This window comes from Bordetella pertussis 18323 (genome assembly GCF_000306945.1).
GTDB classification, from domain to species: Bacteria; Pseudomonadota; Gammaproteobacteria; order Burkholderiales; family Burkholderiaceae_B; genus Bordetella; species Bordetella pertussis.
The window spans coordinates 3,971,980-3,991,342 of the sequence record NC_018518.1 but is presented as its reverse complement, the minus strand read 5'-3'; the positions used below and the strand labels follow the sequence as shown (position 1 = coordinate 3,991,342).

At 65.8% G+C, this 19,363-nt stretch carries 17 protein-coding genes; 7 read left to right on the top strand and 10 right to left on the bottom strand.

Translation table 11 applies throughout. The features are described 5' to 3' along the window. Nucleotides 1–385 precede the first annotated feature (385 nt). On the top strand, nt 386–1,363 hold the full coding sequence (locus BN118_RS18995; protein ID WP_010931479.1) for a tripartite tricarboxylate transporter substrate binding protein BugD: 978 nt from the start codon (nt 386–388) through the stop codon (nt 1,361–1,363). A gap of 93 nt (nt 1,364–1,456) precedes the next feature. On the opposite strand, the gene dnt is transcribed toward BN118_RS18995, so the two are convergent. The 5 genes from dnt to BN118_RS18970 form a co-directional block, all read right to left on the bottom strand. Further along, nucleotides 1,457–5,851, bottom strand: a complete 4,395-nt coding sequence (dnt, locus tag BN118_RS18990; RefSeq protein ID WP_010931478.1) for a dermonecrotic toxin — start codon at nt 5,849–5,851, stop codon at nt 1,457–1,459. Nucleotides 5,852–6,051: 200 nt separating this feature from the next. Next, nucleotides 6,052–6,900 (bottom strand): IclR family transcriptional regulator, encoded by an 849-nt coding sequence (locus tag BN118_RS18985; RefSeq protein ID WP_003814178.1) that lies wholly within the window; start codon nt 6,898–6,900, stop codon nt 6,052–6,054. A 158-nt stretch (nt 6,901–7,058) separates the two neighbouring features. After that, nucleotides 7,059–7,871: a competence/damage-inducible protein A gene (locus BN118_RS18980; RefSeq protein ID WP_014906131.1), complete on the bottom strand. Its 813-nt coding sequence runs from the start codon at nt 7,869–7,871 to the stop codon at nt 7,059–7,061. 55 nt (nt 7,872–7,926) lie between these two features. Next, on the bottom strand, nt 7,927–8,877 hold the full coding sequence (locus BN118_RS18975) for an IS481-like element IS481 family transposase (RefSeq protein WP_005015810.1): 951 nt from the start codon (nt 8,875–8,877) through the stop codon (nt 7,927–7,929). Between the two features lie 98 nt (nt 8,878–8,975). Next, on the bottom strand, nt 8,976–9,776 hold the full coding sequence (locus BN118_RS18970; protein ID WP_010931453.1) for an EI24 domain-containing protein: 801 nt from the start codon (nt 9,774–9,776) through the stop codon (nt 8,976–8,978). A 61-nt stretch (nt 9,777–9,837) separates the two neighbouring features. Here BN118_RS18970 and BN118_RS18965 point away from each other — a divergent pair, with 61 nt between their 5' ends. After that, on the top strand, nt 9,838–10,221 hold the full coding sequence (locus tag BN118_RS18965) for a thioredoxin family protein (protein ID WP_003814185.1): 384 nt from the start codon (nt 9,838–9,840) through the stop codon (nt 10,219–10,221). Between the two features lie 11 nt (nt 10,222–10,232). On the opposite strand, the gene BN118_RS18960 is transcribed toward BN118_RS18965, so the two are convergent. The 3 genes from BN118_RS18960 to BN118_RS18950 all read right to left on the bottom strand — a co-directional run bounded on the left by BN118_RS18960 (nt 10,233) and on the right by BN118_RS18950 (nt 12,954). Then, complete coding sequence (locus tag BN118_RS18960) at nt 10,233–11,666, bottom strand: DEAD/DEAH box helicase (RefSeq protein ID WP_010931454.1); 1,434 nt, start codon at nt 11,664–11,666, stop codon at nt 10,233–10,235. Nucleotides 11,667–11,872: 206 nt separating this feature from the next. Further along, nucleotides 11,873–12,202: an AzlD domain-containing protein gene (locus BN118_RS18955; RefSeq protein WP_003814188.1), complete on the bottom strand. Its 330-nt coding sequence runs from the start codon at nt 12,200–12,202 to the stop codon at nt 11,873–11,875. A gap of 2 nt (nt 12,203–12,204) precedes the next feature. Next, a complete protein-coding gene (locus tag BN118_RS18950; protein ID WP_010931455.1) occupies nt 12,205–12,954 on the bottom strand; it encodes an AzlC family ABC transporter permease in 750 nt (249 codons plus the stop codon). 182 nt (nt 12,955–13,136) lie between these two features. On the opposite strand from BN118_RS18950, the gene BN118_RS18945 reads away from it, so the two are divergent. From BN118_RS18945 to BN118_RS18930, 4 genes are read left to right on the top strand one after another with little or no spacing between them, the layout of a single operon-like run. Beyond that, nucleotides 13,137–14,057: a branched-chain amino acid transaminase gene (locus BN118_RS18945; protein WP_010931456.1), complete on the top strand. Its 921-nt coding sequence runs from the start codon at nt 13,137–13,139 to the stop codon at nt 14,055–14,057. Between the two features lie 46 nt (nt 14,058–14,103). Beyond that, nucleotides 14,104–14,316: a zinc-finger domain-containing protein gene (locus BN118_RS18940; RefSeq protein WP_003814195.1), complete on the top strand. Its 213-nt coding sequence runs from the start codon at nt 14,104–14,106 to the stop codon at nt 14,314–14,316. Between the two features lie 22 nt (nt 14,317–14,338). Then, nucleotides 14,339–14,761: a YybH family protein gene (locus BN118_RS18935; RefSeq protein ID WP_010931457.1), complete on the top strand. Its 423-nt coding sequence runs from the start codon at nt 14,339–14,341 to the stop codon at nt 14,759–14,761. A 16-nt stretch (nt 14,762–14,777) separates the two neighbouring features. Beyond that, entirely contained in the window at nt 14,778–15,878 is a 1,101-nt protein-coding gene (locus BN118_RS18930) for a YheT family hydrolase (RefSeq protein WP_010931458.1), read from the top strand. Between the two features lie 96 nt (nt 15,879–15,974). On the opposite strand, the gene BN118_RS18925 is transcribed toward BN118_RS18930, so the two are convergent. Next, nucleotides 15,975–17,492: a M48 family metalloprotease gene (locus BN118_RS18925; RefSeq protein ID WP_003814201.1), complete on the bottom strand. Its 1,518-nt coding sequence runs from the start codon at nt 17,490–17,492 to the stop codon at nt 15,975–15,977. A 75-nt stretch (nt 17,493–17,567) separates the two neighbouring features. On the opposite strand from BN118_RS18925, the gene galU reads away from it, so the two are divergent. Next, complete coding sequence (galU, locus tag BN118_RS18920) at nt 17,568–18,407, top strand: UTP--glucose-1-phosphate uridylyltransferase GalU (protein ID WP_003814203.1); 840 nt, start codon at nt 17,568–17,570, stop codon at nt 18,405–18,407. 21 nt (nt 18,408–18,428) lie between these two features. Here galU and BN118_RS18915 read toward each other — a convergent pair whose 3' ends face one another. After that, nucleotides 18,429–19,310, bottom strand: coding sequence for a cytochrome c oxidase assembly protein (locus BN118_RS18915; protein ID WP_003814205.1), 882 nt, complete (start codon nt 19,308–19,310; stop codon nt 18,429–18,431). Nucleotides 19,311–19,363: the final 53 nt, after the last annotated feature.

Sequence of the window (19,363 nt, the reverse complement as noted above, 5' to 3'; positions counted from 1 at the left end):
GGTATCTCCTGTCAGGGTCCGGCCGGGCCGGAAAATTTCACGACGGTCTGTGACGACAAAACGTGCGCGGATCTGGTAGGAAAATTCACCGCCGGCGCGTTTGCTGCATTGCACAATTGCCATTCTACGGACCTAAAAAGTCTTGTCAAGCACTTTTTGTGCGTCGCAACAATTGCTTGCCGGACTCCCCGTGGCGCAACCTGCGTCCCCCTTTTTCTGCAGCCAGGATTAATCCGGTTGGGGGATACCCGCAATGACGCTGTTTCGATTGTTTTCTACACTTCCGACAGCCTGACGGCATTACCCTCATCGACCGTCAGACATAACAAGAAAGGCCAACCCGGCCCGAATCAACCGCAGCCATACCAACTGCATTGGAGACCTCATGCCCCCCATTTCCCGTAAGCTCTCGGCCCTGTTCGCCGCCGTCGCCCTGACCGGCGCGGACACTGCCCTGGCGGAGTATCCCGAGCGCCCCGTGAACATGGTCGTGCCGTTCGCGGCAGGCGGTCCTACCGACAACGTGGCCCGCTCGCTGGCCGAATCCATGCGGCCGACCCTGGGCGAAACCGTCGTGGTCGAGAACAAGGGCGGCGCCGGCGGCACCATCGGCACCACCCAGGTGGCGCGCGCCCAGCCCGACGGCTACTCGATCCTGCTCATGCACGCCGGCTTCTCGACCGCGCCCTCGCTGTACAAGAACCCCGGCTACGAGCCCTACACCAGCTTCGAGCCCATCGGCCTGGTGGTGGACGTGCCGATGACCATCATTGCCCGCGGCGATTTCCCGCCCAACAACATCAAGGAACTGGCCGAGTACGTCAAGAAGAACGCCGACAAGATTTCACTGGCCAATGCCGGCATCGGCGCGGCCAGCCACTTGTGCGGCACCATGCTGGTCGAGGCGCTGGGCGTCAACCTGCTGACCATTCCCTACAAGGGCACGGCGCCGGCCATGAACGATCTGCTGGGCAAGCAGGTCGACCTGATGTGCGACCAGACCACCAATACCACGCAGCAGATCACCAGCGGCAAGGTGAAGGCCTACGCGGTCACCAGCCTCAAGCGCGTGCCCACCCTGCCCGACCTGCCCACCATGGACGAGTCCGGCTACAAGGGTTTCGAAGTGGGTATCTGGCACGGCATGTGGGCCCCCAAGGGCACGCCCAAGCCGGTGGTCGACAAGCTGGTCAAGAGCCTGCAGGCCGGCCTGGCCGATCCCAAGTTCCAGGAGCGCATGAAGCAGCTGGGCGCCGAGGTGCTGACCAACGAGGCCAATCCCGAGGCGCTGCAAGCCAAGGTCAAGCAGCAGGTGCCGCAATGGGCCGAGCTGTTCAAGAAGGCGGGCGTGGAAAAGCAATAAAGGCCGCGTCCCAATGCGGCCGGGCCGCGCATCGCGCGGCCCGGCCGGCCGATCGGGCGAGGCCTGCGCGCCCGCCGTTTCGCGGAATGCGATTCAGACCGGCGCCGGAAACAACGTCACCAATCGTTCGTTCAACACATCCAAGGCACTGCCGCTGCCTGCCCAGGCCAGATCCTCCGCCAGCAGGACGGCTCGCGCCCCTTGTCCGTCGTTGGAAATCAGAACGTATACCTGGCCGAGGCGGGGAACGGCCGACGCCTGGACTGCTGCGTTGTAGTCGAACGAAACCACACTGCCCGCCCCCTCATCGTGACGCGTTATGCGCGTACTGCCGCCTCCCGGCACATCCTTGCCCAGATAGGCAATGACCGCCCGGTCGTAGGTCGCGGCGATGCTGACCAAGTCGTCATTGCGCATCGGCGCCGGGATTGAGATCGGCGCGTACCCCATCGCCAAATGGGCCTGGTAAAGCGCCTGTACGCCTTCGCGCGCAGTCGCCCAATCCCCGAGTTCGGTCGACTTGCCAGTGTGGTAGAAGGCCAGGTAGCCCTCCTTGACCCCAACCATCGTCGTGCACCCGCTCAAGGAGCCGCCAGTCAGGATGAGCGGCGTCGCGACGGGAACAGTGTCGAGCCTCACGCGCACCCCGATCGCCCCTTCATCGCCGTTCTCGATGCTGATGATCCGCACATTGTCGGTCAGCATGACCTCGCGTGCCGCTGCGGGCGCGCCGTACGCATATTCGATCTCAGCCCCCGTCCACGATTGAATATAGCCATGGACAGGCCCGTCGACCGGCCTGAAGACGCTGGCGTCGAGCGCACGCGGCGCGGACATGCGCACCGGGCGGTCGTAACGCACGAACGAAATATCCAGCCCCGGAGGAAGATCGATGTCGCGCCTGCCGCCCAATGGCGGCCTGGCGCGCAGCGGGGAAATATCCCCATGGTTGAGCAATCCGATATCGGTATTTGCGTAATCCAGGCGCGTCGGGCTGATGGCGGCAGGACCGAAGTTCCATACCAGCGGCCCCCCGCCGGAAGCCTGTCGCCATGCGGGAAATATATCGTTCACGAACGACTGGAATATCGCGGGCGACGATTCCGAATAGGCGCCCAGCATGACGAAAAGACCGGTGCTGGCGGGATTCCCGATACCGCGTTCGAGCTGGGCGACGTTCGAGATATCGAACACATTGCCCAGCAGCCGGGGCGAAACGGCCTCCACGACCTCACTGGCCGTCGCGGCATGGCCCAGGCTGAGCAGGTGGAACGCCATCAGGTCGACAAAACGCGCATTTTCATAGCCGAGCCTGGCATGCAAATCGACAATGGCATCCAGATACAACTCCATCCGAGCCTGCCTGCCCAGCGACGTGTTCCGGTCCACTGCGTTAAACAGCGTTGCGACATCGTCGAGGTCATATCCCGCCCGGTACAGCACGTCATTGACCGGACTCAGATCGCCGATATAGGCCCTGACCTCCTGCAGGCGTCGCCCGATACGCTGGCGAAGGCCGGCGTCCGGCTCGCCGAAGAAAATCCGGATCGCCGCGTCCATATCGGATTCAGCGCGCGGCAACGCAAGCCTGCTCCTGCAGGTATCGATATGCCTGAGCGCCACACGCCTCGCCTGGTTGAGCAGGCGGCGCATCGGCGCGGCCTGCTCGGCGGCAAGGGCGACCAGATTACGCGTGCGGATGCGTCCGAAGATTTCCGGCGCCCCACCCCGGCCAGGGACATCCAGATGCGTCTCCCAGTGGCCTTGCCCGTTCAGCCGAACCGGAACGGTATAGGTCAGCCTCGGCGGCAAACGCCCATTGACCACGCGCCAACCATGCGTGTATGCATCCCAGATGACTCTGTAGGCATTCCCGGATTCGACGATGAAGTGCTCGGTGCACTCGCTCAACGGTCCCAAGCCGCGCGTGTAGATGCCCTCAAACCTGCCGCCCGACGTGGACTCGACCAAACCGGTGGCGTCCACGCCGGCCATCCGCCATTCGCTTGCCAATTGGCCCCCCGTGCGCCCGGCCGAGGAACTGGCAGCGGAGAATGCCTGCCGCAGGAAGGCCTGGTTACGCCCGCCGACCGTAGTGGCGCTCACGAATCCCGCGACAAGCCGACGGATAGGCACGGGCTCGAAGATCTCATACAGATCGACGAGCAGCGAACGCGACAGGCGCAACCCGCTGGCTCCGATCAATGCCGGAAGCTCCTTGAGCACCGAACGCCACAAGCGCTGCCCGCTCAACCCCGCGATGCGTTGCCGCACCACGAAATTGCGCAGGTTGCCATACTGGGTACGGGTGAAACTGCCCAACTTCCCTCCTATGCTGAACACCGAGGCAAGCAAGGAAATCGAATCAAAGACGATGCTCCCCACATCGACCCGATAGGAACGATCCTGGGTCGAAAAGAATATTTCCCGGTAGAACGGCACGATCCAGAAGGCGAACTTCTGCCATTCGCTGGGTTTGTACAAAGCGGACTTCGCGTGCGCCGCGAGGTCGTCCAGACTGTGCCTCAGGGCAACGGAAACAGCGAATAGCGGCACACCCAGCGCGCCTGCGGGCAGCCTGTACTCTTGCCGATACCCGAAATACCAGCATTTCTTGACATCCAGCCCCGGATTGCTCTGCCTCAATTTGAGGAGGTAGTTGTCGCGCAGACTTGGCCCTTCAGTCGCGGGGCCGCCGAGAAACCACCCGCCCGTTCGACGGCCGGTTCGAAAGCGGCCTTGCGGCTCGGCAAGGGCGGCCAGCGTAGGATTCTGCATCACCTCAGCGTTCGCAAGGACATCAGACCAAAGCTCACCGTTGATGTTCGATACCAACAGCCAGCTGGAATCATGGAGCTGGAACATGGTGAAAAGACCCGGCAGATCGGTCAGCGGCGGCCGCCCCAGGCAATATTCAATGCCCCTGTTGTGATTTTCGATTCCACGCGCGATCAGCCCTGGCTGCGATGTCAGCACCTTGTAGTGCCGTACTTTCTGCAGGGGAAGGCACCATTGATCGACCGTCATCCGCGAGCCCAGGGCCAGAATCCGCGCCAGCCGCTGCGCCTCGAGTATGCTGTATTGATCGATATAGTCGTTGAACTGGGCCGCATACTCCGCGTAGCTGGCGAACGCGTCGCTATCGCGAAAATCGGTAAAACTGATGAAGCCCCGAGGCTCCGGCTCCTGGTCGCCAAGCAGCATGCCCGCGGTTTCCTGCTCCAGCCTTCTGAATCGCGCAAGCACGCCAAGGGGCCGAAACCTGGCCAATACGACGGGCAACGTGCGCTGCGCGCTCTCGAGATCGCAGAGCACGCCCGCGATCAACGCGGCGGCCATGGATACATAAGCCGCGTCATTGGCTGCTCCACTGGCCACGATTTCGTCGTACTCGCCAGCCGCAACCGCCGGCATCGTAGAGGCGTTGCCGCGCCGCGCCCCCAGCAACCGCAAGGCCTCGCGCTTGATGAACCGAAGAGCCAGCGCATTGCGGTAATCGCCGTAGACGCGCACATCGCGCAAGGCGGCGTAGTCGAGCGCGAACGCCGCCTCGAGCAGATCAACCCGCGCCTGCTGGGTCGCGGCCAGATGAAACTTGGCGATTTCCCACGCATCAAGTTTGCGTGGCATCTCGTCTCCCGGGCTATCGACCGAGCCTTGCGCCCGGATGCGCAGTTGGGCATGCAGGCAATCCGCCAATGCATCGGCATACGCCAGATCGGCAACGGTGCGCATATACCCTGCATCCGCGACCACGCCATATGGGCCGGATGCCTGGAAAATCGCCTGCTCGCCCCGATTGATGCCGTCGCGGCACAAACGCCATACGTCGTGTTCGGCGGTATCCAGACTGCCGTCGTCCGGCTCTCCGTCCATGCGGCGTTCGATGCTTTCGGCGAGCGCCTGCTCGTAGATGTCGGCATCCAGATCGACGGTGCCGGCCAATTCGTCGTAGGCGAACCATAGCGGGTGTTCGAACACCGAGCCCAGACGTCCCGAACGATCCACCGGACGCTGGCGGCGGCGCTTGAGGTACGCCGTCGCCAGCGGATGCGGCACGCGATTCAGTAGGTAGTAGATCTCGTAGCGCGCCTTGACATACTCGAATACCAGGTCGCTGATCACAGTGCGGGACAAGGCGGCGATCAACACGCCGAGATAGACATCGAGTGCGATCAACCACTGCAGGATCAATGACTCAGGCTCGAGACGAGCACGAATCGCCACCTGCATTTTCTTCAAATTGGAAACCGCCACCGGGCGGTACTTGGGAAAATAGAACCATGTACGAGCATCCTGGCCGATGGGTTCATCCCCGTTGGGCGCTTCGCTAAACAGCGCGAATTCGGCCTTCTCTCGTTTGGCCCGTCCACCCGCAAGATCCCCGGACTCTTCCGAGGGCAGCGCCAGCAACTCTTCCACCACGCCGTCGTAGCCTACAAGCGCCATGTCGACAAGTTGCCGCAATGCCGATTCATCTTTATCCACGTTTGTTTGCCCCTGACCGGAAACCGGAAACGACCCCAGGTCGCCTGTTAGTCAGGCTAGCAAACACACAAGAACCGGCCCATCGGATGCGCAGCCATCTCCCAGCCGAACGCTCCGGAGATCAGGACGCCGCACCAACGGTTACGGTGCGATCGCAGCCACGCCTGCACGCACCGCCTTATCGCCAGGCCAGGCCGGACTCAGGCAGCCGCTGGCGCGTGGATCCCGTTGACGCCGGGCTCGTAGCCGAGCGCCTCGGAAATGCTGGCGGCGGCATCGACCAGCAGGCGTATCCATTCGTCCTGCAGGCGCTCGGCCGGGGCCGAGATGGACAGGCCCGCGACCAGCTTGCCGGTGTCGTCGTAGATGCCGGCGGCGATGCAGCGTACGCCCAGTTCCAGCTCTTCGTTGTCGCGCGCGTAGCCGTGCCGGCGCACCAGGGCCAGCTCGCGCTCGAGGCGGTCGAGCTCGGTCAGGCTGTTGCGGGTGTGCCCGGCCAACCCGGTACGCAGCGCATAGGCGCGCACCAGCCGCGTATCGTAGGTGGACAGGAACAGTTTGCCGGTGGAGGTCAGGTGCAGGGGCGCCCGCCCGCCGATGGCGCGCACCACCTGCATGCCGGAGCGCTCGCTCCAGGCCCGGTCGATATAGACGATTTCGTCGCCTTGCTGGACCGACAGGTTGATCGTCTGCCCGGTCTGCTTGTGCAGCGAACGCATGGCGCCGATGGCCGCCTCGCGCACATTCAGCCGCCCCTTGACCAGCGAACCGAGCTCCAGCAGGCGCATGCCCAGCTGGTACAGGCCGTTGTCGACCCGCTCGACATAGCGCCCTACCACCAGGTCATTGAGAATGCGGTGCGCGGTGGAGGCATGCAGGCCGGTAGTGGCCGACAGTTCTTTGAGCGTGACGGGTTCGGGCTGGGCCGCGAGCGCATCGAGCAGGCGCATGGCGCGGTCGATCACCTGGATGGCGATGGGATGCTGGCCGGCGCCGTCGTCGGAGTGAGACCCCGGCCCCCTGGCTGTAGCGTTCGGAATACGGGACATAGTGGTTGCGGATAGATGCCGCCCCGGGGCGGCGCCGATGCGGCACCGCAACAAGGAGCAGATTTATCGTATTGTGAAATCTATAAAGCCGTTTGGCAACCGCTATTTTTCTCGCCCCCTATTTTTCAGCAGAACGTCAGCATGACGTCAACTCATCGTCAGTTTTGAGCTGGCGGAGCCAGTTTTCCGCCCAGGCGCACCACCTCGGCGCGCAGGAAGGCCAAGGCTTGCGCCGCCGCCTCGGGTTCGCCCTTGACGCCCAGGTCGATATGCGATGGCCCGCCCGTCTCGCCCACGCTGGGCAGGCTGAAGGCGCGCACGCCCGGCCAGCGCTGCTCGATTTCCAGCATGGCCGGCGTGATGCGCGACTCGGGCATGTCGAACACCAGGAACGAATGTTCGGCATGCCGCACCTGGTGATGCAACGCGCGGTAGCGGGTATCCAGGGTCCATTCCAGCATGGGCCAGGCCATCACGGGAAAGCCCGGCACGAACGTATGGTCGCGCACGAAGAAGCCAGGAATGCGGTTGTACGGGTTGGGCACGATCTCGCAGCCTCGCGGGAACATTCCCATCTGCAGGCGCTGCTGGTTTTCCGGCGTGCCCATGTCGGCCGTACCCTGCCCCTTGGCGGCCATTTCGGCCGCGCGCAGCGCGATCGCCTGTTCGGCCTCGGGATGCAGGGCCAGCGGCAGGTCCAGCGCCTCGGCCGCGGCCTGGCGCGTGTGATCGTCGGGCGTGCCGCCGATGCCGCCACACGAAAAGACGATATCGCCGCTGGCGAAGCTGCGCCGCAAGACGGCCGCCAGCGTGGCGCGATCGTCGGGCAGGAGTTCGGCCCAGGACAGCTTCAGGCCGCGTGCGCCCAGCAGTTCGACCACCTTGGAAAAATGCTTGTCCTGGCGACGGCCGGAGAGGATCTCGTCGCCTACGATGATGAGCCCGATGCGGCGGGCGGATTCGGCTGCCATGTCTGGTTTCCGGAAAAAATGAGGCCCCCCCCGGGGGGGCGTGCAGGGCAATGCGCTAGATGTGAACTGTCAATAGGTTGTATTCGTCCAGGTTGAGTCTGGAGATGGGTACAGCGCGCCCGATGCCTTGGTGGGGTCGATGCCAGTTGTAGTGGTGTAGCCAGGATTTCATGGCATCGGCTCGGTGTTGGGAGTTCTGGTAGGTGTGAGCGTAAGCCCACTCACGCAAGGCCGACTGGATGAAGCGTTCGGCCTTGCCATTGGTCTGTGGGCGGTAAGGTCGGGTAAAGCGGTGCTTGATGCCCAGCTCATGGCACAGCGCGGCGAAGGCGCGGCTGCGAAAGGCCGAGCCATTGTCGGTGAGCAAGCGCTGGATGGTCACGCCCAGGCGCTGGTAGTAGGCCACTGCGTCCTTGAGGAACTGGACGGCGCTGGGGAAGCGCTCGTCGGGGTGGATGTCGGTGAAGGCCACGCGGGCGTGGTCATCGATGGCCACGAAGACGAAGTCCCAGCCGGCCCCCTCAACGGTATCGCGTCGGTTGCCCGTGACCCGGTGGCCAGGGCGCTGGATACGTCCCAGCTTCTTGATGTCGATGTGCAGCAGATCGCCGGGGGCCTGATGCTCGTAGCGCACCACCGGCTCGGCCGGCTCCAGGTCGGCCAGGTGCGACAGACCGGCGCGGGCCAGGACGCGGCTGACGGTGCTGGCTGACACGCCCAGCGCCTGGGCGATGCGCGCTTGGGTCAGCCGCTTGCGGCGCAGCTCCACGATAGCCAGCGCCTTGGCCGGCGCAATCGCTCGGGGCGAGACCGTCGGGCGCGAGGACGCATCGGCCAAGCCCGCCTGGCCCTGAGCCAGGAAGCGGCCCAGCCATTTGCGCACAGTCGGCGCGGTGACCCCATAGGCGCGGGCCGCTTCAGGCACACAAACTTGATGGGCGATCAATTGCTGGACCATTTCGAGTCGACGTAGGAAGGTCAATCGGGCATGCTTATGGGTGTTCATCCGGCCGGGCTCCTTGAGTGAACTGGGGGGTTGGCGATTTCCAGTTTCTCAAATCCGGTTCGGATGAACCATGCATACAACCTATTGAATCTTCACAGCTAGACGTCGATCGCGCGTTCCTGGCGCAGGCGCTGCAGGGCGTCCAGGCCATAGTGCGCATACACCAGCCCCGAGAACACGGGCAGGATGATCCAGGCCGGCGGCAGCAGGTTGAGCAGCGAACAGACCAGTCCGATCAGCCAGAACCCGCTGTTGTGGCGCTTGAGCAGGATGGCGCGTTCGGCCGGGCTGGCGTGTTCGACGATGGCATCCAGGCGCAGCATGCGGGTGAAGGCGAACGCCCACCAGAACACCGACAGGATCACCACCATGGGCGGGATCAGCCAGAAGGGCAGCGTCAACAACCAGCCGGCGCCGAACGCCAGGCTGACCCATAGCGCGTTCCAGACGCTGACCGCCGTGGCGTTCCTGCCCTGGCGGGCCAGGCCGGCATATTCCCGGCCGCCGACATGCCGCAGCACCAGCGGCATGACGAACACCGCCGCGATGGCCAGGCCCAGGATGCCGGAGATCGGCAGCAGGATCGCCGCCGCGATGACGGGCACCAGGTAGATCTTGAGCGAGAACAGCCCCGCCGCGACCATCCAGTCGTCGACCTGGTTGATGGCCTGCCACTGCGATGCCTCGAAGCGCAGCCACTCGTTCAGGGGCGTCCAGAACAGCCACAGCAACAGGATGGCGCCCAGCAGCGCGATCAGGAACGGCAGCAGCACCGCGAACAGCATATTGGGATGGCACTGCGATACCAGCGCCCGCTTGAAGGCCCGCGCGATGCCGGCGGCGCCCGTGGCGGCGTTGCCGGCGGGCGGGATGATCGATTCGGGACGGGGTACAGTCATGGCGCGGCCGGAGAACGGATATGCCGGCTATGATAGTCAAACACGCTGCGATTTGCCCACAATGCCGCTACACGTACCTGGTTCCGACATCCCCACCCTGCGCGCCGCCCTGGCGCGCTCCGACGCCTGGCTGGTTGCCTGCTTCTGCGCCGCCTGGTGCGATACCTGCCAGCAATACCGGCCCAAGCTGCTGGAGCTGGCGCGGGCTCGGCCAGGACATACCTTTGCGTGGATCGACATCGAGGACCACCCGGACCTGCTGGGCGAGGAAGACGTCGAGAACTTCCCGACGCTGCTGGTGCAGGCGCATGGCAAGGTGCTGTTCTATGGCCCGATGCTGCCGCATATCGGCCATCTGGAGCGCCTGCTCGACAGCCTGGATCCGCAAGGCAGGCCCGTGGCAACCGGCCTGCCCGACGTGGCGCGGCTGCTGGCCGCAGCCTGAAGCGGCGCCGCTCAGCCCTTGCGGCTGCCGCCCAGCAGCACTGCCAGTTGGCGCTTGGGCGCGTTGCTGCGCCCTTCCTGCTCGGGCGTCTCGGGCGAGGCCGGCTGGCCGTTGGCAGGCTCGTAAGGCTTGTAGAAGAGTTCGTCGACCGGCTGGCGCGGCGCGGCCGCGCCTGAAGTGCAGCGTTCGCCGCGGTGGCGGTCGGCGCCACGCTCGCGCGGGGCGTCGCGGTCGCGGCCATGGCTGCGCGCAACCAGGTCGGCCGGCAGTTCCAGCTTGCCGCGCGGCACCTGGCGCTTGATCAGCTTCTCGATGTCGAGCAGATAGCGCTCTTCGTCGGCGGTGAACAGGGCGATCGCCTCGCCCGACGCGCCGGCGCGGCCGGTGCGGCCGATCCGGTGGACATAGTCTTCGGCGTTGTACGGCAGGTCGTAGTTGATGACGCAGGGCACGCCGGCCACGTCCAGGCCGCGCGCCGCGACGTCGGTCGCCACCAGCACTTCCAGATCGCCGGCCTTGAACGCCTCGAGCGCCTTCATGCGGTCGCCCTGGGTCTTGTCGCCGTGGATCGACTCGGCCTTCACGCCGTCACGCTCGAGCTGGCGCGCCAGCCTCGCGGTGCCGATCTTGGTGTTGGAAAACACGATGACCTGCTTCAGGCCGCGCGACTTGACCAGGTGCACCACCGCCGCCCGCTTGGTATCGCCATGCATCTGGTAGGCGATCTGCGTGACGGTGTCGGCCGTGGCGTTGCGCGCGGCGACTTCGATCTCCACCGGGTGGTTCAGGTACGAACGGCCCAGCTTGCGGATTTCATTGCTGAACGTGGCCGAGAACAGCAGCCCCTGGCGCTGCGCCGGCAACAGGCGGATGATGCGTTCGAGATCGGGCAGAAAGCCCATGTCGAGCATGCGGTCGGCCTCGTCGAGCACCAGGATGCCGACCTGGCTGAGGTTGACGTTCTTCTGCTCGACGTGATCGAGCAGGCGCCCCGGCGTGGCCACCAGGACTTCGCAACCGCGCCGCAGGGCTTCCTTCTGCGGACCGATGTCCACGCCGCCGAACACCACGGCGCTGCGCAGCGGCGTATGCAGGCTGTAGCGCTTGACGCTTTCGTAAACCTGGTCGGCCAGTTCCCGCGTGGGCGTGAGAATGAGGGCCCGCACCGGGTGGCGCGCCGGCGATGCGCTGGTATTGGCCAGCGGCATCAGGCGATGCAGGATCGGCAGCGTGAATGCCGCCGTCTTGCCGGTGCCGGTCTGGGCGGCGCCCATCACATCGCGGCCTTCCACTACGACCGGAATCGCCTGCGCCTGAATCGGCGTGGGATTCGTATAGCCGGTGTCGGCAATCAACTTGAGCAGTAACGGATGCAGGCCGAAGTCTGCGAAAGTGCGCGTAGGCGCGTCGGTAACAGGCGCGTCGGAGGAGGTAGATTCAGTCATTAAGATGGGCAGATGCCGGGGGCTGCAAAAAGAACAAGAACGGACGTACGGCCAGGCCCGGATTGCTTGTGGATAATTTATTTTAGCGCACCGGCGGCCCGGGGCGCCCACGCGGGCTTTTTTGCCGCCGGGCCGCCCCAAGGCAAAAGCCCCCCTGGGGGGCAGCAAGCTGGCGCAGCGAGCGCAGCGTGGGGGCTTTTCTACCCTCAGCCGGCCAGCCAGCGCAGGCCCCACAGGGCCACCATCCCGACCACGATCACCAGCACCGCGCTGCGCGTACGCAGGAACGCCATGATGGCAAGAACGCCAGCCACCAGCTTGTAGTCGAACGCCGGCCCGAGGCCGGCTTTCCAGGGCAGCAGGTCCGGCACGACGATCGCCGTCAAGGCCGCCGCCGGCGCGTAGCGCAAGGCCCGCCGGACGCCATCGGGCAGGGGAATGTAGTCGCCGAACAGCATGAAGCCGGCCCGCGTCAGCACGCTGCATAGCGTCAGCAACAGGATGGCGCCGTAGACGTAGAGATCTCTGTCCGACATGGTCAGGTGCGCCCCTTGAAGAAGCGTTCGGCCCAGATGCCGGCCACGATGCCCGCCACCACGGCGGCCGCCAGGCCCAACCGCAATGGCAGCAGCTGGCCCACCCAGGCCACCATGCCCGCCGCCAGCATCGACACCAGCATGGGCTTGGAATTGGCCAGCGGCACCGTGATGGCCAGCAAGGCCAGCACCGCGGCGAAGTCCAGCGACCAGGCTTCCGGCACCAGCGACCCCAGGTAGATGCCGACGATCGAGGTCACCTGCCAGACCATCCAGCCGGGCGCCACCGTGCCCAGGAAGAACCACAGTTGCTCGCGGGTGCCGCGTTCGGCGGCGTCGCCAAAGCGCGGCATGAACAGCACGAAGCCCATGTCGGTGGTGAAATAGCCCAGCCCCAGGCGCCGCGGCCAGGACATATGGCGGAAATAGGGATGCAGGGCCGCGCCGAAGATGAGAAAGCGCAGGTTGACCACGAAGCCGGCGGCGAAAATCAGCCACAGCGGCGCGCCGGTGGCGATCAGCGGCAGCGAGGTCAATTGCGCCGATCCGGCGTACATCAGCAGCGTCATGGCCAGCGCCATGGACTCGGTCAGCCCGGACTTGACCATGGCCACGCCCGTGACCATGCCCCAGGTGCCGGTGGCGATCAGGGCGGGGGTAATGGCGCGCACGCCGGCGCGAAAGGCGTCCGCGCGTTCCTGCCGGGCCTGGCGGGCGTCTTCGAGCGCGGAAGTGGCAGGATCAGAAGCCAAGGCGCAGCCCCTGGCGATACGGACAGGACGACATGGGACTCACAGGAGAAACGAAACGCGCGACCGGCCAGGCAGACGCCAGGCGGCGCGCAAACCGCGCGACGGGCGGCCACGCCGCCAGCACGACATCATTGTAACCTCGCTGCTTGATACAATACGCGCCTCTATAGAGGGAGAACATCATGTCGATGTCGGACCGCGACGGCTTCATCTGGTATGACGGCAAGCTGGTGCCTTGGCGCGAGGCCACCACGCACGTGCTGACCCACTCCCTCCACTACGGACTGTCCGTCTTCGAAGGCGTGCGCGCCTACGAAACCGCGGCCGGCACCGCCATCTTCCGGCTGCAGGACCACACCAACCGCCTGTTCAATTCGGCCCACATCTACCAGATCCCGCTGCCGTACGACCGCGACACCCTCAACGAGGCCCAGCGCGAAGTGGTGCGCGCCAACGGCCTGGCATCGTGTTACCTGCGCCCGCTGGCCTTCTATGGCTCGGAAAAAATGGGGGTCTCGCCCAAGGGCGCCCAGGTGCACGTGGCCATCGCCGCCTGGCCCTGGGGCGCCTATCTGGGCGAGACCGCCCTGGCGCAGGGCATCCGCGTCAAGGTGTCCTCGTTCGCGCGCCAGCACGTCAACGTCACCATGCCGCGCGCCAAGGTGGCCACCACGTACGCCAATTCCATCATCGCCAATGCCGAAGCGCTGCAGGATGGCTACAACGAGGCCCTGCTGCTCGATACCGAGGGTTTCGTGGCCGAAGGCGCCGGCGAGAACATTTTCATCGTCAAGGACGGCGTGCTGTGCGAGCCCGAGATCGCCTCGGCGCTGACGGGCATCACCCGCTCCACCATCCATGCGCTGGCCGCCGACCTCGGCCTGCGCGTCGTCACCAAGCGCCTCACACGCGATGACGTCTACATTGCCGACGAAGCCTTCTTCACTGGCACCGCGGCCGAGGTCACGCCGATCCGCGAGGTCGACAACCGGCAGATCGGCGCCGGCCGCCGCGGCCCGGTCACCGAGAAGCTGCAGCAGGCCTTCTTCGACCTGGTCAACGGCCGCAACCCCAAATACCAGCATTGGCTGACCCCGGTATGACCGCCAGCCACGCTGTCCACGCTGTCTTTTTTTTCAGGAATCACTCATGACCGCCGCCGCCCAAGCCGCCGTCCCCGCCCACGACGCCATCGAAGTCGGGGCCGAAGACCTGCCCGTGTACTGCCCGGGCCCGAAAGCGCCCCTGTGGAGCATGCATCCGCGCGTCTTCCTCGACGTCACCCATACCGGCCAGGCCAGCTGCCCGTACTGTGGCGCCGCCTACCGCCTCAAGCCCGGCACGGTCGTCCACGGCCACTGAAATCCCTACCGCCATCGCCACCATGTTTGCCACGCCCGACGAAGCCGAACACGCGTTCTACGAAGCACTGGAACATGCCGACCTGGATCGTCTGATGCAGGTCTGGTCCGACGACGAGGAAATCGCCTGCATCCATCCAGGCGGCCTGCGTATCGTCGGGCACACGGCCGTCCATGAGTCGTGGCAGCAGGTCCTGGCCAACGGGCCGCTGCACCTGCGGCCGCTGCGGCCGCTGGTCATGCAAAGCATGATGTGCGCCGTGCATGTGCTGGTCGAACAAGTGACGGTAATGACGCGCGAAGGCGCGCAGTTCGCCAATTGCTACGCCACCAACGCCTATCACAAGGGGCCGGCCGGCTGGCGCATGGTGCTGCACCATGCCTCGCAGGCGCCGGCCGAGGCCGGGGTGCTCGACCTGCACGACTTCCCCGACCGTCTCCACTAAGGGCGGGTGGATCTCGTTGGCTGCCTCCAGAATCGACCTGACGCCCTGCCCCGTTCCGCCCTGGCTGCCCGACCGGCATAGCCAGACGGTATACGCGGCGGCGCTGGCCCAATACCACCGCATCGCTTTCGTGCGCGAGCGGGTCGACACCCCCGATACCGATTTCGTCGACTTCGACTGGACCGGCCCTGGCCTGTTCCCGCACAAGACCGCCGAAGGCGCCGCGCCCGCCGGCCCGGCGCCGCAAGGCAATGGCCGCATCGCGGCGGCGCGCTGGATCACCGCGACCGACTGGGCCTCGCTGCCGCAAACGGCCGACACGCCGGCGCTGATCCTCTTCCATGGGCTGGAAGGCGGCAGCGCCAGCCGCTACGCGCAGTCGATCGCCCATTATTTCCGGGCGCGCGGCTGGATCGTCGTCATCGCCCATTTCCGCGGCTGCTCCGGGGTCCCCAACCGGCTGGCGCGCGCCTATTATTCGGGCGACTCGGCCGAAGTCGGCTTCATGCTCGATACCGTGCGCGCGCGCATCCCGCACGCGCGCTGGCACGCGGTGGGCGTTTCGCTGGGCGGCAATGCCTTGCTCAAGTACCTGGGCGAACACCACGACGAGGCCAGCTGGCTGGCCGCCGCGGCCGGCGTGTCGGTACCCCTGGACCTGGTGGCCGGCGGCAAGGCCCTGTGCACCGGCTTCATCGCACGGCGCATCTACACCGCGTACTTCCTGAAGACCATGCGGCGCAAGGTACTGGAGAAGGCCAAGCGCTTTCCGGGCGCCATCGACGTCATACGCATCGCCCACGCGCGCGACCTGCGCGACTTCGACGATGCCTATACGGCGCGCATGCATGGCTACCGCAATGCGCTGGACTACTGGACGCGCGCGTCCAGCAAGCCCTGGCTGGCCCATATCAAGACGCCCACGCTGGTGCTCAACGCCCGCAACGATCCGTTCCTGCCCGAAAGCGCCCTGCCCATCCCGGCCGAATGCTCGGACAGCGTGCTGCTGCACCAGCCGGCCGAAGGCGGCCACGCGGGGTTCCCTACCGGGCCGTTCCCGGCGCACCTGAACTGGCTGCCGCAGCGGCTGGGACGCTTCTTCGAGATGGGCAGCTGAGGCCCGGACCTCGGCGAGCGTCCTCCGCCACTGGGCATACAGCCAGCAATCGCGCGGCTGGCCGCGCAACGCTGCCGGCATCCATGCTTGCCCGCCTCAGCCCGACTTGAACCGTTCCAGCAGCTGCCGCTCGTCGGCCAGCTTCTGCTTGATTTCGCGGATCGAAACGTCGATCTGCGACTGCTCGTAGAAATCGTTCGACAGGCCGCGCGCCTGCTGCAGCTGCGACTCGGCCGAGGCATAGGCGCCGGTCAGGTCGTAGTAGCGCGCCATGTTGCGGCGCGCATCCACCGGGTGGCCGGTGCGTTCTTCGCTTTGCGCAAGCAGCTGGTACAGGCTGGGCTCGTCGCCGCCCCACTGCCTGGCGCGCTCGCGCAAATAGGCCTGCGCGTCGGCATGCCGGCCGGCAGCCTGCAGCGCCTGGGCGTAGGCAATGCCCAGCGCCTTGCGATCCGGCCAGCGCTTGACGGCGGCTTGCGCCAGCGCCAGCGCCTGGTCATTGTCCTTGGCAGCCACGGCGACGTCGATCGCCAGGCGGGCCATCTGGGGCGAGGAACGGCCGCCCGCCCCCGCCTGCTCCAGGAAGGCGCGCGCCTGGGCCAGGTCGTTGCGCTGGAACGCATACAAGGCCAACCCATAGAAAGCGGCCGCCTGCCGCACGCCCGACAGCGCGCGCGACTCGTCCTGCAGCTGCTGCTGCGCGGTGCGCAGGCTGAGCGCATCGCGCCCCTGCGCCACCCGCATCTTGGCGCGGATGAACCAGAAATCGTCGCTGTCCACATGGCGCGAGCCCGGCAGGCCGCGGATGCGGTTCTGTACGTCGGACATCCGATCGATCGACAAGGGGTGAGTACTGGCCCATGCGCCGCCGCCCATGCCTTCGTTCAGGCGCGACGCATTCATCAGGCGCGAGAACATCTGGGCCATGCCGTCGGGGTCGTAGCCGGCCTTGGCAAGCATCTGCAACCCGGTGCGGTCGGCTTCGCGCTCGGCATCGCGCGAAAAACCCAGTTGACGATTGATCGCCGCCGCCTGGCCGAACGCGGCCACCCCCATGGCGAGGTTGCCTCCGCCGCCGGCCAGCGCCGCCAGCAAGGCGCCGGCCAGGCTGGCCAGCATCACCATGCTGTTCTGGTTCTGCTGCGTCATCCCCCGGGCGATATGGCGCTGGGCAACGTGGCCGATTTCGTGCGCCAGCACCGCCGCCAGTTCCGATTCGCTCGCCGAGGACACGATGAGGCCCGTGTTGACGCCGATATACCCGCCCGGCATCGCGAAAGCGTTGATTTCCGGATCGCGCACGCCGAACATCTCGACGTGCGGCGCGGCGCCTGGAGCGAACGAAGCCAGCTTGCGCCCCATGGTGGTCAGGTACTGGCGCAGTTCGGGATCGTTGATATAGGTGGGGTCCCGCCGGCCCTGGGCCATGATGGCGTCGCCCAGTTGGCGCTCCAGCATGGGCGAAAGCTCGGAGGCGGACGCCGCGCCCATTGAAGGCAGGCCGGAAGGCTGCCCCACCGCCGGCGCGACCGGCAAGCCCAGCGCCAGGCTCAACGCCGCGGCAAGCGCGCGCCTGCCCAGCGATGGCGAAAATGTCAGGTTCCAGCGGTTCATGGCACTATGATAGCCAGAGGTGGTAAAAAGTTTGCCGCTTCGACAAATTTTCCCGCACTTCCCCCTGGAGTTTTCATGCAAGTTGTCCGCAAAGCCGTCTTTCCCGTGGCCGGTATGGGCACCCGTTTTCTGCCCGCCACCAAGGCCATGCCGAAGGAAATGCTGCCGGTCGTGGACAAACCCCTGATCCAATATGCCGTCGAAGAGGCCGTCGCCGCTGGGATCACCGACCTCATCTTCGTCACGGGCCGCAACAAGCGGGCCATCGAAGACCATTTCGATGCCGCCCCCGAGCTGGAAACCGACCTGGAAGCGAAGGGCAAGCACGAACTGCTGGCGCTGGTCCGCGACATCCTCCCCGCGCACGTGAACTGCCTGTACATCCGCCAATCGGCCCCGCTGGGCCTGGGACATGCCGTGCTGACGGCCGCGCCGGCGGTAGGCAACGAGCCCTTCGCGGTGCTGCTGGCCGATGACCTGATCGACGCCGACACGCCGGTGCTCAAGCAGCTGATCGACGTGGCGGTGGCGCGCCAGGGCAGCGTGCTGGGCGTACAGGAGGTGCCGCGCGAAGACACGCGCAAATACGGCATCGTGGCCAGCCAGCCAGTCGATGCGCGCACCGAGCGTGTCACCCACATCGTCGAGAAACCCGCCCCCGAGCAAGCCCCCACCACCCTGGCGGTCGTCGGCCGCTATGTGCTGGAGGCAGCCATTTTCGACCATCTGCGTGCCACCACGGTCGGGGCGGGCAATGAAATCCAGCTGACGGACGGTATCGCCGCGCTGCTGCGCGAACGCGACGTCTATGCGCACCGCTATGACGGCAAGCGCTATGACTGCGGCAGCAAGGCGGGCATGTTCCAGGCCACCGTGGCCCTGGGCCGCAAATACCACGGCCTGATTCCGGAATAAGGCCGGGTATCGAAGCCGCGCTCAGGCGGCCGGACTGGTCGGACTCCCGGCGGCCCGCTGCCGGGCCCGCGCCGCGCGGTCCTGCGGCCGCAGGCGGCCCTTGCCCGACAGGCGCATCAAGGTGCCCAGCGCCACCAGCAGGCCCACCACTTCGACCAGCGCCGCCGGTATCCACATGGTCAGCCCGCCTATGGTCTGATCGGTCTGTGCCGACATGGCGATGGCCCGGCCGCACAGTTCGAACAGGGGATACAGGTCGCGCTCGGTAAAGGCGATGACCGCGCCGGCCACCATTTGCGGCGCCATGGTCAGCGCCGGCGACAGCACACGCCCGCCCGGCGTCATGGCCGCGGGAGGACTGGGGCGGCGATCAAGAATGAGGTTCCAGTACATGAAACCGCTGATGACGACCGACCAATTCATCAGCCGGTACAGGCGCCAGTCGAGCATGGAATAGAACTGGACGGAAGGCAGCAGCCACACCAGCACCAGGAAGACGAACAGCGTCGGCACGAACACCTTGTGGGTCAGCACCGCCGCCAGCGCCCGCCCCGTGCCGGTACGCAGGAAGTCGCGCAAGCGCACGCGCCACGCCATGGGCAGGCCGGCACGCATCGCCGAACCGGGGAAAGCCGCCATCACCAGCAAGGGCCCCAGATGGTGCAGCACCAGGTGCTGGGCGCGGTGGATGAAGAACATGCGCTCGGCGTAATAGTCCAGCCGCGTATGCATCGACAGGTACAGCAGCACCATGCCCGACCAGAACAGCCATTGGCGTGCCGCGGTCACGTGATGCACGCGCTGTCCACGCACGAACAACACAATGGCGACGACAAACGCCGCCACCAGCGTGGGCGAAAATTCCCAAGGTATGAGCCACTCCAGCCAATCCATGCGCGTCATCCGAAAACAGCCAGCAGGTGGCGAGGCGCGACGCCTCGCCACCTGATTGTAGT